This window comes from Acidobacteriota bacterium, assembly GCA_035471785.1.
Classification (GTDB): domain Bacteria; phylum Acidobacteriota; class UBA6911; order RPQK01; family DATIPO01; genus JANQFM01.
Window position 1 is genome coordinate 26,678 of record DATIPQ010000098.1, and the last position, 17,457, is coordinate 44,134.

At 62.1% G+C, this 17,457-nt stretch carries 12 protein-coding genes; 9 read left to right on the top strand and 3 right to left on the bottom strand.

The window, feature by feature from the left end; genetic code table 11:
• Positions 1-88 precede the first annotated feature (88 nt).
• The 9 genes from VLU25_13990 to VLU25_14030 all read left to right on the top strand — a co-directional run bounded on the left by VLU25_13990 (position 89) and on the right by VLU25_14030 (position 13,931).
• Positions 89-1,081: a bifunctional oligoribonuclease/PAP phosphatase NrnA gene (locus VLU25_13990; protein ID HSR69043.1), complete on the top strand. Its 993-nt coding sequence runs from the start codon at positions 89-91 to the stop codon at positions 1,079-1,081.
• A complete protein-coding gene (truB, locus tag VLU25_13995) occupies positions 1,074-1,961 on the top strand; it encodes a tRNA pseudouridine(55) synthase TruB (GenBank protein ID HSR69044.1) in 888 nt (295 codons plus the stop codon). The genes VLU25_13990 and truB overlap by 8 nt, the downstream gene beginning before the upstream one ends.
• 149 nt (positions 1,962-2,110) lie before the next feature.
• Complete coding sequence (locus VLU25_14000; GenBank protein HSR69045.1) at positions 2,111-2,860, top strand: BrxA/BrxB family bacilliredoxin; 750 nt, start codon at positions 2,111-2,113, stop codon at positions 2,858-2,860.
• Positions 2,861-2,934: 74 nt separating this feature from the next.
• Positions 2,935-3,438 carry a hypothetical protein gene (locus VLU25_14005; protein HSR69046.1) on the top strand — a complete coding sequence of 168 codons (504 nt, stop codon included), beginning with the start codon at positions 2,935-2,937 and terminating at the stop codon, positions 3,436-3,438.
• Positions 3,439-3,537: 99 nt separating this feature from the next.
• Positions 3,538-6,216 (top strand): tetratricopeptide repeat protein, encoded by a 2,679-nt coding sequence (locus VLU25_14010; protein ID HSR69047.1) that lies wholly within the window; start codon positions 3,538-3,540, stop codon positions 6,214-6,216.
• A gap of 390 nt (positions 6,217-6,606) precedes the next feature.
• Positions 6,607-9,027: an ABC transporter substrate binding protein gene (locus VLU25_14015; protein HSR69048.1), complete on the top strand. Its 2,421-nt coding sequence runs from the start codon at positions 6,607-6,609 to the stop codon at positions 9,025-9,027.
• Positions 9,024-10,136 (top strand): efflux RND transporter periplasmic adaptor subunit, encoded by a 1,113-nt coding sequence (locus tag VLU25_14020; GenBank protein HSR69049.1) that lies wholly within the window; start codon positions 9,024-9,026, stop codon positions 10,134-10,136. Before VLU25_14015 ends, VLU25_14020 begins: the two co-directional genes overlap by 4 nt.
• A 23-nt stretch (positions 10,137-10,159) precedes the next feature.
• Positions 10,160-13,234 (top strand): efflux RND transporter permease subunit, encoded by a 3,075-nt coding sequence (locus VLU25_14025; GenBank protein HSR69050.1) that lies wholly within the window; start codon positions 10,160-10,162, stop codon positions 13,232-13,234.
• Between the two features lie 25 nt (positions 13,235-13,259).
• Entirely contained in the window at positions 13,260-13,931 is a 672-nt protein-coding gene (locus tag VLU25_14030; protein HSR69051.1) for an ion channel, read from the top strand.
• A gap of 65 nt (positions 13,932-13,996) precedes the next feature.
• Here VLU25_14030 and VLU25_14035 read toward each other — a convergent pair whose 3' ends face one another.
• The 3 genes from VLU25_14035 to chrA all read right to left on the bottom strand — a co-directional run bounded on the left by VLU25_14035 (position 13,997) and on the right by chrA (position 17,416).
• Complete coding sequence (locus VLU25_14035) at positions 13,997-15,139, bottom strand: CHRD domain-containing protein (GenBank protein HSR69052.1); 1,143 nt, start codon at positions 15,137-15,139, stop codon at positions 13,997-13,999.
• Positions 15,140-15,593: 454 nt separating this feature from the next.
• Entirely contained in the window at positions 15,594-16,157 is a 564-nt protein-coding gene (locus VLU25_14040) for a hypothetical protein (protein ID HSR69053.1), read from the bottom strand.
• 92 nt (positions 16,158-16,249) lie between these two features.
• On the bottom strand, positions 16,250-17,416 hold the full coding sequence (gene chrA, locus VLU25_14045) for a chromate efflux transporter (protein ID HSR69054.1): 1,167 nt from the start codon (positions 17,414-17,416) through the stop codon (positions 16,250-16,252).
• Positions 17,417-17,457 lie beyond the last annotated feature (41 nt).

Consider the following 17,457-nt stretch of genomic DNA (forward strand, 5'->3'; position numbering starts at 1 on the left):
CCTGAAACTTGACGTGTGTGTGAACTTGTTGGCCACCTAGTGGCCTTACTGACAAGCCGCTAGCTGCCGCTATCGGGGGCGACCGTTCATGGACTCTCACAAGATAGCCGAATTTCTCCGCTCGGCGACCCGTTTGGCTGTGGTATCCCATCAGGGGCCGGACGGCGACTCCATCGGATCTTCGCTGGCCCTGGCTCATGGGCTGCGGGGGCTGGGCAAGCAAGTCGACGTCCTCAGCGCCGAGCCGGTTCCGCCGGTCTTGGCATTTCTGCCCGGAGTCGCCGACATCCTGCAGCGCCGCAGCGTGGAAGGGGACTACCAGGGAATCGTCATTCTGGAGTGCAGCGACTTCCAGCGGACCGGTCTTTCGGGCTTGGAGGAGCATTTCACCATCAACATCGACCATCATCCCGGCGGCGCGGGTTTTGCCGATCTCAATTGGGTCGACGAGACGGCTTCGGCGGTGGGAATGCTGGTGGACGACCTGTTGCTGCGGCTGGGAGCGCCCCTCGACGCCGACATCGCGACCTGCCTCTATCTGGCGGTGCTGACCGATACCGGTTCCTTTCAGTTCTCCAATACCGATGCCTCCACCTTCCAAGCCGCGGCCCGCTGGGTAAGCGCCGGAGCCGACCCGGGAGCCATTGCTCATCAGGTCTACCGGCGACAACCCGAGGCCCGGCTGCGCTTGCTGGGGACAGCTCTGGGACGGATGCAAACCGACCGCCAGAAAGGACTGGCCTGGATCGAACTGCGCCGGCCTCACCTGCAGGGGGCGGCGGCCGATATCGAGCACACCGAAGGCCTGGTCAACTATCCGCTCTCTCTCGAAGGCATCCGGGCCTCAGTGGTGCTGCGGGAAGATTCCCGAGGCCATTGCCGCGTCTCGCTGCGCTCCAAGGGAGAAATCGACGTGGGCGGATTGGCCCGGCGGATGGGCGGAGGAGGCCACCTCAACGCCGCCGGCATGACTCTGCAGGGCGACTGGTCAGAGATCCGCAGCCGGGTGTTGAGGGAACTGGGCGATCTGATAGAGGCCGGGCGAGGTCAAGCGGGGACGGAAGAGGTCGGAAATGGGTAGGCGGCGCAAATACGAACGCAGCGACATCAACGGCGTCCTGGTCATCAACAAGCCCGCCGGTCCCACCTCCCACGACATGGTTGCGCTGGTGCGGCGCTGCTTGAAGGCCAAGGCGGGACATGCGGGTACGCTGGATCCGCAGGCCTCAGGGGTACTGGTGCTGGTGCTGGGCCAGGCCACCCGGCTGGCCCGCTATCTGCAAGGCCATGACAAGCAATACCGGGCCGTCATCCGACTGGGACGCGCCACCGATACCTACGACGCCGAAGGACGCGTCACCGACGAGCATTCCGTACCCGAGCTGAGCCGGCAGCAGGTGGAAGAGGTCCTGCAGGCTTTTCGCGGACCGATTCAACAGCGCACTCCCCTCTACTCGGCGGTCAAAGTCAAGGGGAAGAAACTCTACGAGTACGCCCGCAAGGGCCAGCAAGCCGAACGTCCGCTGCGGAGCGTCACCATCAGCCGTCTCCAACTGCTGGAGCGCGAGGACTCGGCCTGGACCTTGCTGATCGACTGCACTTCAGGGACCTACGTGCGCAGCCTGGCCCACGACATGGGCCGCCGGCTGGGTTGCGGCGCCCACCTGGAAAGTCTGGTCCGGACCCGTTCGGGTCCCTTCCAGATAGCCCAGGCCATCGCTCCCCAGGAGGTGGAAGCGCGATGGCAGGAGGTCCTCGTTCCGATGGAGAAAATGTTGCCGGAACTGCCTCGTATCGACGTGGATCCTTCTGCAGCGAAGCGGGTCCTCAACGGGGCGGCCTTGATGATCCCCGACCCGGCGCGCGGCCAGTGCCGCCTCTTCTGCCAAGGCCGCCTGCTGGCTATCGCCGCTTCGGACGGCCTGTCAGTGCAGCCTAAGATCGTCTTTCAGCAATCCTAGGCGGCGGACCCATTGCCCGCTCGATGGCCAAGTGCAAGATTCGCTATAATAGTGAACTTCACCAGAATAAAGAGAGAAAATCCAAATGGCGGAGCCAAGAGCCCGCCCTCGAACATTCGAGATTCTACAGAGCTTAAGGAGCAAGCCCAATGTACGACGAGAACATGATCAGACCCATGCGGGAAGAGATGACCGGCGCTGGTTTCAGCGAAGCCCGGACGGCAGATGAAGTCGACAAGATCATGTCTGAAAAGGGCACTACCCTCTTCTTCATCAATTCGGTATGCGGTTGCGCCGCCGGCGTGGCCCGTCCCGGCGTGGTGGCCTCACTGAAAAGCGACGTCCTGCCCGACCGGCTGGTGACCAGCTTCGCCGGCAACGACGTCGACGCCGTCAACCGCGCCCGCCAGCACTTCGCCGGATATCCGCCTTCTTCACCCTCGGCCGCCGTCATCCGTGACGGGCAAGTCGTCCACATGGTGGAACGTCATCATATCGAGGGGCAATCGGCTGAAAACGTGGCCAAGGTTCTGCAAAGCGCCTATCAGAAATTCTGCGGCGAGGCGGTTGACGAAGCGGCTGAAATCTACGACCCCTTGGCGGCACTCGAGATCTCCCAGGAGGAGGCCAAGCAGCGTTTGGCCGACAATGGCGAAGTTGCCGTGCTGGACGTACGCGAGCCCTGGGAGATGGAAAACGGAAAGATCGATGGCGCCATCGCCGTTGACCGGGCCAAGGCTCAGGAGATCATCCAGGATTGGCCGCGCGACCGTGAGATCATCGTCTACTGCCAGCACGGCCAGCGCAGCGTTCAGGCCGCCCAGTTCTTCCAAAACTACGGCTTCGAGAACATCAAGAGCCTGCAAGGCGGTTACGCCGCCTGGAGCGAAAGCCAGTAGGGTTGAAAACAATCTCTGGCGCTCCCTGGGCCCGGCTCCTGGAGCGCCCCATCTCAGCTTCGAAGGCAACCGACATGGACCTCAATCTCTTCAAGGATCTTCCCGACCAGTCCCGCCTCTGGATCATGGGCTTCAGCCGTCCGCTCGGCGAGAGAGGACGTCAAGCCGTTTCAGCCCAGCTCGAGAGCTTCCTGCCCACCTGGAACGCCCACCAAATTCCGGTCACGGGCGCCTTTACCTTGGTGGAAGACCGCTTCGCCGTTGTGGCCGGGGACGCCGCCGACGGCCTTTCGGGCTGTTCGATGGACAGTTGCATGGCCAACTTCAAGCAGCTCAAAAGAGCCGGCTACGATGCCCTCAACCGGGCTCTGGTCTTTTACCGTTTGGCGGACGGCTCCATCCAGGCCGCCGATCGCCTGACTTTCGTCAAAAAAGCGGAAAGCGGGGAGATCGACGACACCACCCGCGTCTTCGACACCACTCTGCAAACGCTGGGAGAATTGCGGAGGGCAAAGGGATTCGAAAAGCCGCTGGCGGACTCATGGCACGCCCGCCTGCTGCCGGCCCGCTCCGTCTAGCGGAGAGGCAGTTTGAGGCCTGTCATCCTTTTCTCATAGCAAGAATCAACAAATTTCGGTGAGGGTGATCCCTCTCTCGCATCGTTTACGCATTTTGAGATGATGGGAGAAGAACGTTCCGAGAAGATCGAGATTTTTGAAAGGGCCGCCGCAATGGACCCCGAGGAGCGGGGACCGTTCCTGGAGCGGGCCTGCGCCGGAGACACGCAATTGCGTGAAACGATCGAGCGGCTGCTGGAAGCTCATGACGTCAGCGGCATCCTCGACGGCCAGGACGGGAAATCCGCCGTCCCGCCATTGCAGAACGCCGTAGTGGAAGGAATCGCCGAGAAACCCGGCGACCGCCTGGGTCCCTATCGGCTCGTCCGGCTGCTTGGCGAGGGCGGCTTCGGGGCTGTCTTCCTGGCTGAGCAAGATGCTCCCCTTTCCCGCAAGGTGGCTCTGAAGATCCTCAAGCCGGGCATGGACTCGCGTCATATCATTGCCCGCTTCCAAGCCGAGAGACAGGCACTGGCGCGCATGGACCACCCCTGCATCGCCCGCGTCTTCGATGCCGGCGCCACCGAGATGGGCCGCCCCTACTTCGCCATGGAGTATGTGGAAGGCACCTCCTTGACGCGTTATTGCGATGAGCGCGAGATGAGCGTCAGGGAGCGCCTCCAGCTCTTTCTTTCAGTGGCCCAGGCCGTTCATCACGCCCATCAGAAGGGCGTTATCCACCGCGATTTGAAGCCTTCCAACCTGATGGTGACGGAAGTGGAAGGAAAGCCGCTTCCCAAGGTCATCGACTTCGGAATCGCCAAGGCCCTGCGCGAGCCGCTTACCGACGCCACCATGCTCACCCAATGGGGCCAGGTGGTGGGTACGCCCGAATACATGTCGCCCGAACAGGCCGAGAGTTCGGGACGCGCCCTCGACATCCGCTGCGACGTCTATTCGCTGGGGGTGGTTCTCTATGAACTGCTGGTCGGCGTGCGTCCTTTTCAAGTGGAGCGCAACACGCCCTCGGGCTATCGGGAATGGATGCAACGGGTGCGCAACGAAGATCCCACCCGGCCTTCACTGCGCTTCAAGGGGATGGCTGACCCCTCCCGCCGCCGGGAGGTGGCCGACAAGCGCCGCACCGACCCTTCGGGGCTGGAACGCCTTTTGCGCCGCGAACTGGACTGGATCGTCCTCAAGGCCATCGACCGCGACCGTGATCGGCGCTACGCTTCCGTGGCGGCCCTGGCCGACGACCTCCACCGTCACCTGCGCCACGAAACCGTTCAGGCGACTCCGCCCAGCGCTTCCTACCGGCTGGGACAGTTCGCGCGCCGTCACAAAGGGTTCCTCAGCGCCGCCGCGGCGGTCTTGCTGGCGCTGCTGGGCGGGCTCGGCTTCGCCACCTATGCCTTTTTCCAGGCCAGCCATGAGCGCGACTCGGCGCGCCTGGCCCGCGACGAGTCAGAAGCCGTGGTCAGCTTCCTGTCCGAGATGCTGGCTTCGGCCGATCCGGCCGATAAGGGCCGCGATGTCACGGTGGTCGACTTGCTGGAGGCATCGGCCTCCGACCTGTCCTCCTCTTTCAAGGATCAGCCGCTGGTTGAAGCCCGCCTCCACGACACGGTGGGCAAGACCTACCTCAGCCTGGGGCGGGAAGAAGAGGCGGGCAATCACCTGAGGGCGGCCGCAGCCATCCGCGAGAAGGAACTGGGCCCGCAAGACGAGCTGACGCTGATGTCGATGGCCAGTCTGGGAAGCGTCTACTATGCCCAAGGCTATTTCGACAAGGCCGAGGAACATTATCGTCAGGCGTTGCAGGGCCTGGGCCGGATCAAGGATGAGGATGAACAGATCATTCTGGGGCTGATGAACAACCTGGCTCAGATCCACGCCCAGCGCGGTGAACTGGAAGAAGCCGAGGCGCTTCAGATCAAGGTGCTTCAGGGGCAGAGCCAAAGCCTGGGGCCGAAACACGCCAACACCTTGGGCTCACGGGTCAACCTGGCCCAATTGAAGGCTGCGATGGGCCGGGCGGAAGAGTCTCACCGCATGCTTGAAGAGGTCGTCGTCGACTGGGTGGAGAACTTCGGAGACCATCACCCCGGCACGCTGCTGGCCATCAACAACCTGGCCATCAGCCATATGCGCCTCAACCGCTGGACGGAAGCAGAGATCCTGACCCGGCAGGTATGGGAGGCACGCAAGAAGTTCTTGGGCGAGCATCATTTCGACACTTGGGGAGCACAGTTCAACCTGGCCACGGTCCTGGCCACCATGGGCCGCGACCAGGAAGCATACGGGCTGCTTGAAGACATGCTGATGGCTCCGCCGGGGAAGAGTCTGCATCCCGTCCGGGTCGATCTGCTCATGCAGTCGCTGGGCCTCTATGAGAGCAAAGGCTGGCCCGCCGAGGTGCAGCCTATCCTGCCCCGTCTGGCGGAGTTGCTGCATCGGGTCGTGGACTATCCGCAAGCCACCGCCAATCAGCTCAACAGCGCTGCCTGGTTCCTGCTCAATCTGCCCGGCCCCAAGCTGAGTTCGCCCGAGACTGCGCTGCGGGCCGCCGCCCGGGCCTGCCAGATCGAGCGCAGCGGCAAGGGCCGCGACCTTTGGCTATTTCTCGACACCCTGGCCCTGGCCCAGCACAGCACGGGCGACAGCCTGGGGGCCGTCCGAACCCAACAAGAGGCCATCGAGCTGATCCCCGATCATTCGCGCAACTTGCTTCCTCAATTGGAGGAGCACCTGCGGATGTTTCAGGCCGCAGCAGCCAAGGTCGAGCCTTCCCTCTAGACCCGCCGCGGGCTGCGCCCGAACCGCTTCGATCGGCCCTAGTGCAGTGCGCCAGAAGTTTTGAGCCACCCTGTGGCGTTATCTCACGCTTTCAGCGTTGCCACATTTGGCGTTTGAAACCCAGGGTGGCGCCGCCGTCTCGCTAGCGCTCGCCGCGGCTGACCCTGGGCTGGCGAATCTGTCCCTGTCAGGGACAAGAGCGGAGGGCTGGCTCAGAACTTATGACCGGCAGCACTAGCCCGCATTATGCATCGGTTTTGGTAGCGGGGCGGCGATAGCGCCGTCCTTCTGACAGGGCGTCGCCACCGATGCGGGCTAGGCGCGCCTGACGGTTTCCCGTATAATCTGCCGCGACCCTTTTGGTAGAACCTGGTGTCGGCGGCGGTATACATGCGGCTTGCGGAAAAGACAATCCTGGGGATCCTGTGGCTGTGCGCCCTTGCGCCTTTTTTAAGCGCTCAGCCGTCATCCGCCCCGCCCCTTTCCCAGGTGCGCATCGCTTTTCTCACCGACGGGTCCTGGGACAGGGCCGAGACCATCGGCGGTGAGTTCAGGTCCGCCATTTCGCGCTTGCTGGAAGGCAAGTACGAAGTGCGCTATGTAGCGGACTTGAAGGCCGACTTCACGCCGCAGGGGGTGGGACGCCAGTTGGAGGTCCTGTTGGCCGATCCCCAGGTCGATCTGATCGTTGCGGCAGGACCGCTTTCTTCTCTTCTGGCCGCCCGCCACGGCAATCTGGGAAAGCCGGTCGTCGCCACCTTCGCCATCAATACCGAGCTGCTCGGCATTCCTTCCGAGGTGATCGAACTGCAAGAGGGCGCCGCGGCCAGGCGCGAGGTGGTCAGCGGTGTGGAGAACCTGACTTATATCGATTTCCCCGATACGCTGAGGGACGATCTGGAAGTCTTCCAGGAATTGGTCCCATTCGAAAAGATCACTTTCGTGGTCAACCAGGTGATCTTCAGGGCGCTGCCGCTTTTGCACCAGAACCTGAGTCAGGCGGCGGCTGAAAAGGGCCTTCAATACGATGTGCTGGAAGTCTCGGATTCGTTGGTGGAAGCCATCCGCACCGCCCCTCCCATCGAGGCGGCCTATGTAGCCCCATTGCTGCAGTTGGACCTTCAAAAGCTGCGCCAGGGAATCGAGGAGTTCAACGCCCGCAAGATACCGACCTTCTCCTTGTGGGGGCGCAGCGAGGTTGAACTGGGTATGCTGGCTTCCTTGTCGCTCGACGCCGACGTGCCCAAGCTTTCCCGGCGTCTGGCCTTGACCGTCCTGCGCATCCTGCAGGGAGAGGCGCCGTCGCGGTTGCCCGTCACCTTCCGCAGGCGCCAGCGGCTTTCCATCAACATGTCCACCGCCCGCGCTATCGGCGTCTCGCCCAGCTTTCAGATGCTCACCGAGGCCGAACTGCTGCAGGACGTCCGCCAAAGCGCGGCCCGCCGTCTCGACCTGCCGACCGCCGTCCGGGAAGGGATTGCCCGCAACCTCGACTTGGCCTCGCAAGACCGCTCGCTATCGGCTGGACTGCAAGATGTGGCGCTGGCGCGCAGCCTGCGTTTGCCTTCCTTGGAAGTGTCGAGCCTGAGCACCTTCATTGACGACGACCGGGCGGATGCCAGCTTTGGAGCCAGCGGTCAAGCCAACATCCAGAACAGCCTCTCGCTTTCTCAGGTGCTCTATTCCGACTCGGTGCTGGCCCGGCAAGAGATCGCCGAGAGTCTGCAGCGAAGTCGCGAAGAGGAGCGGGAGCAGCTAAGGCTCGATGTCGCCGCCGACACCGCCAGAGCCTACCTCAACATCCTTATCAGCAAGACGGTGGAAGGCATTCGCCGCTCCAACCTGGAACTGACCCGCTCCAACCTGGAGCTCTCCCGAACCCGCCAGAGGCTGGGATTCTCGGGAGTGTCGGACGTCACCCGCTGGGAAAGCGAGATCGCCAACGACCGTCGCGACATGATCGAGGCTTCTGCGCGCCGCAACCAGGCTGAAATCGCCCTCAACCGGCTGCTCAACCGCCCTTTGGAAGAGCCTTTTCTGACCGCCGAAGCCGATTTGGACGACGCCGCTTTTTTGACCAGCGACGAGCGCTTCCTGGCCTATATCGAAGATCCCGAAAGCTTCAAGGTGCTGCGGCGCTTCCTGGCCCGGGAGGGCTTGCAGCACGCGCCCGAGCTGCGCCGTCTGGAGGCGGCCATCGAAGCCCAGGAGCGCAGTCTGCTGGCCGCCAAAAGGGCCTTCTGGTCTCCCGACGTGGTGCTTCAGGCATCCCTTTCCGACACCCGCGTCAGCCGCGATGCCGTCACTATCTTCGACTTGCCGCAGAACGGAAACGTGGACTGGACCATCGCCGTAAACGCCAGCCTGCCGCTCTTTCAAGGCGGGGCCCGCAAGGCCGAACGCCAGCAGGCGTTCGAGGATCTCCGGCGCCTCGAGATCGACCGCCAGGCGACCGCTGAGCGCATCGAGCAGCGCGTCCGCTCGGCGGCCCATGAAGCGGGTTTCACGTTTGCCTCCATCTCTCTGGCCGGGCAGGCTTTCGAGGCGGCCAGCCGCAATTTCCAACTGGTTCAAGATGCCTACTCGCAAGGCGTGGTCGACATTACCGACCTGTTGGACGCTCAGCAGGCCGTTGTCAACGCCGATCTGGCCCGAGCCAACGCGGTCTATCAGTTTCTTCTCGACTGGGTGGAGGCCCAGCGGGCGGTGGGTTCCTTCGACTTTCTGGCCTCGCCCGCCGAGCGCAACGTCTGGTTCGAACGTGTGGACGCCTTTTACCGGGAACAGGGAGTTCCCTTGCGAAGGAGATGATGATGGTGTCTCGCTCAAGCAGGAGATGGACGCTGCTCTTTTTGTCGCTGGCTTTGCTCTCCTGCCAGGAGCAGGAGACAGCCCCGGCCGAAGAAGTGATTCGCCCGGTGCGCTACACGCAGGTGAAAGTCGTCAGCGCGGCCCGCACCCGCAGTTTCACGGGACTTGCCAAGGCCGGCGTGGAATCCCGCCTCAGCTTCAAGGTGGCGGGCACCTTGCGGGAGCTCAACGTACAGGTGGGGGATTCCATTCGAAAGGGGCAGGTCATCGCCCGGCTCGACCCGCGCGATTACCAGCTCATGGTGGAACAGGCCGAGGCCGGCCTGGCTCAAGCCAGGGCTGAGCTGGAGAACGCTCAGGCCAACCTGAGGCGGATTAGAGGTCTTTACGAGAACAACAACGCGTCCGAAGCCGATTTGGACGCCGCATACACCCAGGTGCGCGTCATTGAAGCCACGATCGATTCCATCCAGAAGCAACTCGACCTGGCCCAGTTGCAGGTCGAGTACTGCACCCTGCAAGCGCCTGTCAGCGGATCGGTCAGAGACGTCCCCGTGGAGATCAACGAGAACGTCAGCGCCGGGCAACCGGCGGTCATCATTACCGAAGCCAACCTTCCCGAGGTGGAGGTGGGGATTCCCGAGGTACTCATCTCCGGAGTTCGCCGGGGAAGCGAGGTGCAGGTGCGTTTCGACGCTGTTCCGGGCCAGTCGTTCGCGGGCATTGTCAATGAAGTCGGCGTGGCCGCCTCCTCCAGTCTCAACACCTTTCCCGTCACCGTTCGGCTGAGGCGCGACGATTCCCGCGTTTTGCCCGGCATGTCCGCCGAGGTGAGCTTCCGCTTCGGGGAGGGGGGCCAAAGCCGCCGCGTCATCCTGCCCAGCCACGCCGTGGCCCAAGACCGCCAGGGCAACTTCGTCTTCGTGCTTGAGAAAACGGGCGACCAACTGGCCAGGGTGCGCCGGCGGCCGGTGCGGGTCGGGGACATCGTGGGAGAGGGGCTGGAGGTCTTGCAGGGTCTGGAAGAGGGGGAACTGATCGTGGTTTCAGGCACCAGCAAAGTCAGGGACGGGCAGACGGTCAAGATCCGTCCCGAAGATCAAATCTGAAGGCTCATAACGGGCCATTCATTATGGACATCACTCGCTTCGCTATTGAGAAGGACCGCATCACCCTGGTGGTGGTCTTGCTGGTCTTTGCAGCCGGAATCAGCGCCTATCTGGCCATGCCCCGGGCCATGGACCCAGGCTTCACCATCCGCACGGCCCTGGTCGTCACCCGCTTTCCGGGCGCCAGCCCGGAACGGGTCGAGAACCTGGTCACCGACAAGCTGGAAGAAGCCATCCAGGAAATGCCCGAACTGGACGCGGTGCGCAGCCAGTCCAAGACCGGGGTCTCCATCGTCTACGTCGACATCTTGGAGAGCTACACCGAGATGCGTCCCATCTGGGACAGCCTGCGGCGAAAGGTGGCGGACGTTCGGCCCGACCTCCCCGATGGGATCAGCGGGCCCTTCGTCAACGACGAGTTCGGGGACGTCTTCGGAATCATCGTGGCCATCACGGGAGATGGGTTCGGATATGCCCAATTGAAAGACGTGGCCGATGCCGTGCGCGACGAATTGCTGCGGCTGCCCGATGCCGGCAAGGTTGAAATCGTGGGGGGTCAGGACGAGCGCGTTTTCGTGGAGTACAACGAAGCCCGCCTGGCTGAACTGGGGCTGTCGACCACCTTCCTGCGGCAGACCCTGGAGGCCCGCAACATCATCATTCCGGGCGGCAACGTCCGCACCGAGCAGGAGCGCATCGTACTGGAGCCTTCAGGCAACTTCGGGTCGGTGGCGGATCTGGCGCGCACCGTCATCAGCGTGCCCGGAGTCGATTCCGACCAGCTTGTCTATCTGGAGGACATCGCCGACATTCGGCGCGGCTATGTCGACCCGCCCAGCACCATGATGAACGCCAATGGAGACCGCTCGCTGGGCCTGGCCATCTCGATGCGCGAGGGCGGCAACTTGATCGCGCTGGGAGAGCAGGTTCGAGCCCTGGTCGACCGGCTTCCGGCCCAGTTTCCCATCGGGGTGGATTTCGACATCGTCGCCTTCGAACCCGAGAGGGTGGACCGCAAGGTGCGCGACTTCGTGGGCAACGTGGTGCAGGCCATAGCCCTGGTGTTGCTGGTCATGCTGATCATGCTGGGGCTGCGCACGGGGCTGATCGTGGCCACCCTCATCCCTTCGGCCATGGTGATGAGCCTGCTGCTGATGAACGTCTTCTCCATCGGACTCGATCAGATGTCCCTGGCCGCACTGATCATCGCCTTGGGACTGCTGGTCGACAACGCCATCGTCATGGCCGAAGCCATCATGGTTCGCATGGCCTCGGGCGAGGCCGGAGTGAACGCGGCCGTCCACGCGGCTGCCGAACTGCGCGTTCCCCTGCTCACCTCTTCCCTCACCACCGCCGCCGCTTTTCTCCCCATTTACCTGGCTGAATCGGCGGTGGGGGAATATACGGCTCCCCTCTTCCAGGTCGTGACCATCACCCTGCTCTCTTCCTGGCTTCTGGCTCTGACATTCATACCTCTGCTGTGCGTGAAGTTCCTCAAGGTGAAGGAAGAAAAGCGGGACTTCGGAACCCGTTTCTACCGTCTCTATAGGGGCTTTCTCAAAGTCCTCCTTCGCTTTCCTCCCCTGACGCTGGCTGCCGTCGTGGTGGTCTTTCTGCTGGTCATGCAGTTGCTGGCGCTGATCCCCAACATCTTCTTTCCCGCTTCGGACGTGCCCATCTTTCAGGCGGAACTGACCCTGCCTGTGGGCACCGCCATCGAGTACAACGAGGAGGTGGTCGCCGAAATCTCGCGTTTCGTCGAGGAGGAACTCAGGGTTAACGGCGAGAGGAGGGAGGGCGTGGTCAACTGGTCGGCTTATATCGGGCAAGGAGCGCCCCGCTTTTACCTTTCCTATTCGCCCGAACAGACCAGTCCGGAGTATTCCTTCCTGCTCTTCAACGCCAGCTCGCGGGAGATCATCAATCAGATGATGCCGCGCCTGGAAGCTTTCTGTCTTGAGCGCTTTCCCGATCTCAAGCCGGCCATCAAGGCGCTGGCCACCGGCCCCATCATCAAGAACCCCGTCGAGATCCGCTTGTCGGGGCCTGACGTGGGGCGCCTCTTCGCCATCAGCGACACGGTCAAGGCCAAGCTGCACGAGATTCCGGGCAGCAAGAACATCGACGACGATTGGGGCCAGAGGACGAAAAAGATCCTGGTCGACATCGACGCGGCGCGGGCCCGGCGCAGCGGTGTCTCCAATCAAGATGTGGCCGTCTCTCTGCAAACGCTGCTGAGCGGATTCCAAACCACCCAGTACCGGGAAGGAAACGAGATCATCCCGGTGATATTGCGATCATCCCAAGCCGACCGCGAAGACATCGGAAAGCTGGAAAGCCTCAACATCTTCTCCCAGGCCACCGGCAGTACGGTCCCTCTCAAGCAGGTGGCCGATCTCAGCCTCGAGTTCGAGGCTGCCAAGATCTATCGGCGCGACCGTCTCAAGACCATTACCGTGTCTTCGAATCTGGCCGACGGCGTAACCGCGACTGAAGTGACCGACGAATTGGTTCCCTGGCTGGAGGCAGAATCGCAACAGTGGCCTCTCGGATACCGCTGGTCGCTGGGAGGGGAATACGAGAATTCGGGCAAGTCCAGCCAGTCCATCAACGACAAACTGCCCATCGCCGGACTCATCATCGTTCTGCTGCTGGTGGGCCAGTTCAATTCCTTCCGCCGGGCCGCCATCATCCTGCTGACGATTCCGCTGGGACTCGTCGGCGTGGTGCTGGGGCTGCTGATCATGGACTCCTACTTCGGATTCATGACGCTCTTGGGAGTCGTTTCCCTGGCCGGAATCGTCATCAACAACGCCATCGTCCTCATCGACCGCATCGACATCGAGATCGGAGAGGGGCTGAGTCCGGCCCGCGCCATCATGGAAGCGGCTCAACAAAGGCTGAGGCCGATACTCTTGACGACTTTGACGACGGTGCTGGGGCTGATCCCGCTCTACCTGGGCGGAGGGCCCATGTTCGAGCCGCTGGCGGTGGCGGTGATGTTCGGACTGGTCTTCGCCACCCTGCTCACGCTGGGAGTCGTGCCCGCCCTCTACGCCTTGTTCTTCCGCGTCAGCTTCAAGGGCTTCCGCTACTAGGCGGGTCGGGTCCTGGGGAGGGGAAATGTGCTTTCCAGCAGTTCGCAACCATTCTCAACGGCCCCGCTGCCTCTTCCTTTTTCTTTCCCTCCTGGCGCTGCTGCTGCTGGCTCCCGTAGTCAACCTGGGGCCCGGTGCGGCCGTCATGTTTCTGCTTCTCCAGTCGATCACCCTGATCGCCGGAATCTCCGCCTTGCGCTTCCGCGGCCGCTCCCTTCCCGCTGCCGTGGTGCTGGCCGTACTGCAACTAGCCGCCTCCGTCGCCGCGCTCGCCTACCAGTATCCGATGGCCCGCTACCTGGCCCTGATTTTCATCATCCTCTTTTACCTCTACCTCCTGGCCCACGTGCTTTCCTACGTGCTCAGCAGAGAAGGCCGGGGCGTCGATCGCATCATCGGGGGCTTGAGCGCCTACCTGCTGATGGGCGTCGCCTGGGGATTCCTCTACATCCTCATCGAAGCCGCCGCGCCGGGCTCTTTCGCGACACCGGGAACGGACTTCCCTGTCGATGGCGCAGGACGGCCCGACCTCATCTACTTCAGCTTCGTCACCCTCACCACTCTGGGTTTTGGAGAAATCGTGCCGGCCTCGCCGCTGGTGCGTCCCATCACCATTCTGGAAGCCTTGGCCGGAGTCTTCTTTATGGCCGTTCTGGTGGCTCGGCTGGTGGGCAGCTATTCCACCGACCCTGAATAAAAAAGGCCGAGCCTCTGGAAACCAGAAGCTCGGCCTGCAAGTCATCCGCATTTTGCGGCTGAGGTTTAGTTGGGAACCGAAGGCACGGCGTTGAGCAATCCGCTGTCGGCCGGACCCTGTTCCAGGGCGATCATGGCGAAGCCGCTGTCAGAAGAACAGGCGATGCTGCCTTGAAAGCCGGTGCTGAAATCGACGCTGTCGAACAACTCGGTGACGAACTGCGAGAAATGTCCTCTTCCATCCAAAGGAACACCCGTCATAGCCACCGCCGCTCCAGTGTCGTCGCGCAGTTCGCAGTTGACGGTGATCATCGACGTCTCGGCGTTCTGCAGGGCCACACCGGTATTGAGCGTTTCGCTGACGGTCACCGGGGCCACCAGCGAGGTGCCGGCGCCCTGTCCCAGTACGCTGGCGATACCCGAGCCTTCGATGGCGAAGCGGAGGAAGCCGATCACGGACTGGTCGGCATTCAATACCGCAGATCCAACCACAAAGGTTTCGGTCGGAACCAGATCAAGTTGAAAAGTGCCATTCCCGTTCAGAGTAAACGGGAACTCGGATGCCATCGTATCTCCCACAGTCACATCAGCCGGCATGCCGGCGTCGTCGAAGAACGAGACCGTGCCGCTGGCGGGAGTCGCCGAACTGTTCAGCAGGGTGATCTGAGAACTGATAGTGGGCGTGTTGAGCATGGGATCGCCCAAGCCCGATCCGAACTGGGCGAAGTACAGCGATTGGCCTGTCGGCGGAATCTGTCCGCGGATTTCGCCGCCCACATTCGCCATCGTGTGGACGTTGACGTAGAGGTTGCCAGTCCGCAGCGCATCCAGGAACTCTTCGAAAGAGATGCCGGCTACGGGCAACATGTCATCGGCCTGCTGCTGCAGGGTTTCGGCCGTGACGGTGAAACTGAAGGTCGTGTCGGCATTGAGGAAGAAAACGATGGGTCCGTTAACACCTTCTGCCCCGCGGTGAATGTGGGCCGCCGTAGCGTTGTCCACGTCGTGCGTGCAATCAATCGAGAAGGCTGTTTGGAGAGCGTCTAGATTTCCCGTACAGCTACCGGAGAATTCCGTGTCGACAGGGGGAACTTCCTGATCCCCCGTGAGGTCAAAACTCACCGGTTGGGCGATCACCATCGACGCCATGAACAGCGCGCAGATCGCCAAGTAAAAACCTTTCTTTAGCATATTGCCCCTTTCTTTCATTTGAATTCCTCGTGCGTCTCCCGCGTGTACAGGGCGACGAGCCGCCTTGGGCTGCGGCAGTGTTGTCATTCTCTGTTTGGCTCGCTTCAAGTTCTAGCTCCGATTCCTCGCAGCCGCACCCGACTGCCCCCCCGTGCCATGAACTTATCGTTTGAGTGCAAAAGATACCTTACGGCTCAAAAAGTCGCACTTTCGGGCAAGCCATCGGGCGCGGAAAAAACTCTCCGCGTCACGATTGTCCCAAAATTCCCATTCTTGTCAAGTCTAAATGCTTGGTTTTACGCATTATCTCCGTCAAACCAACCCCTCCGATAGCCGGAAAAGAGCGGGCATGTTGCTAATTTTTACGCATTTCACCCCCCGAGTGCAAGTCGGCCCTGGGGGATGCAAGTTTTCCAGAAGATAGGAAAAGGGGCGGATCCGGTTGGCTCCGCCTTGTTTGGGAGGTTCTGCCCTAGCGGTCTTTGTGGGGGCTGATCCAGAGGCGCACCCTGGCGCGGTCGTCTCCGTCGACGATGTCGACCAGCGTGACATCCTGCTGCGCGTAGCTGGACAAAACGTCCAAAGCGGCACTCAGGTTGAGTCTGTCCGAGGAGCCGGAAAAGAGCGCATCGACGATGGCGATGGGCAGGCGCATGTCGACCCGGTCACGAGAACCCCGGCTGGAGCGGACGATCAGGTACTCGCCTTCCAGGGCCAGAACCAATTCGCTTCGCCGGCCTCTTATCGAAGCCAGCCTGTAGTCTCCTTCCGCCTTGATGGTTTGCCAGATCTCCCGCATCTCCCGCGCGCTCAATTCGCGGTCATGGATCTCGACCTGGGAAAGATCTGCCCTCATTTCGTCCTCGACTATGGGCAAGAGCAGCTTGGCGAAGCTCAAGGGCAGATTGATCCGTACCCCTTCGTTGCTTCCTTCCTCTTCTACCGACAGATGCAGCCATTGTCCCCCAAAGGCAGGGACCGTGAAGAGAAGCAGGGTCAAGAGCAGGGCGGTAATCGATGGTGTGTTTTTCGTCATGGCTTGGTGCCTCCTTACATGAGCGCTAACGCAGTCGGGAGGCGAGAGGTTTAGCCGAAGGGACAGCATTCCCAAATCCTGAGGGACTGGCTTCACATCAGCAGCCAGCCCAGCAGTCCGCCCAGGACCACCACCAGGCCGCTGTTGAGCTTGAAGCGGTAGAGCAACAGCAGCGAGAGCGCCGTGATAAGGGCGGGAGGCCATCCGGTCACCACTTGAATGCCCAGATTGACGGCCACAGCGGCCATCAAAGCCACGGCGCTGGCATTGACCGCGTCCAGAAAGGCACCGGCCCAACGGCTTTCACGCAGGCGCGGTACGAAGCGGCTGAGGACGAGAACGAAGATGAAGGAAGGGGTGAAGATGGCCACGGTGGCCACCAAAGCGCCCTGCCAGCCCTGGATGAGATAGCCGACGAAGGTCGAGGTGGTCAGCACCGGCCCCGGCGTGAACTGGCCCACGGCGATGGCGTCGATGAGCTGCTGGGACGTCAACCAGGCCTTCTCGCGTACCAGTTCGCCTTCCAGGTAGGCGACCAGCACGTATCCGCTGCCGAAGAGGATGCAGCCGATTTTGAGGAAGAAGAGAGCCAGTCCCTGCAGGCTGGGGGATGAAGCTTGCGTCCCCGGCGCGGCTTGGAGCAAAGGCAGGATGAGCAGCAGGGGCAATGACTTCACTCCCTTGAGGAAGGGTGCCAGCCCGGCCAGCCAAAGCATTCCCGCCAGACCGCCCCCTATGATGAGCAGCGCCTCGTCCCAGCCCAGGAAGGAAAGGGCGATGAGAAGCGCGGCCAAAATACCTAGCGAAACGCGATCGATCGCTTTGGGGACAAAGCGCCACACCGCCAGGGCGATGACGGCGATCACGGCCGGTTTGATGCCCCGCAGCAAGGGCTCTACGTTGGGGAGGTCTCCGTAGGCCACGTAGAACCAGGCCAGGAGTCCGGTCATGGCGACGGCCGGCAGTATGAAACAGGCCCCGGAGGCCAGCATCCCAGTCCATCCGCCCAAACGCAGGCCTAGATGGATGGCCATCTCGGTGGAATTGGGTCCGGGAATCAGATTGGTGGCGCCTACCAGGTCGAGAAAGTCCTGTCGTGAAATCCACCTGCGGCGATTCACCACTTCGTCTTCCATCATGGCGATGTGGGCCGCGGGCCCTCCAAAGCCGAGGACTCCGATGCGGAAGAAGACGGCGGCCAATTCGGCCAGGCCGGGTTGCCTGACCTCCGTAGCCTTGGCGGCGGAGGGTTGAGACATATCGAGTTCTTACTTTCGCGGCCTCGCGGCAGCCAGCGGAG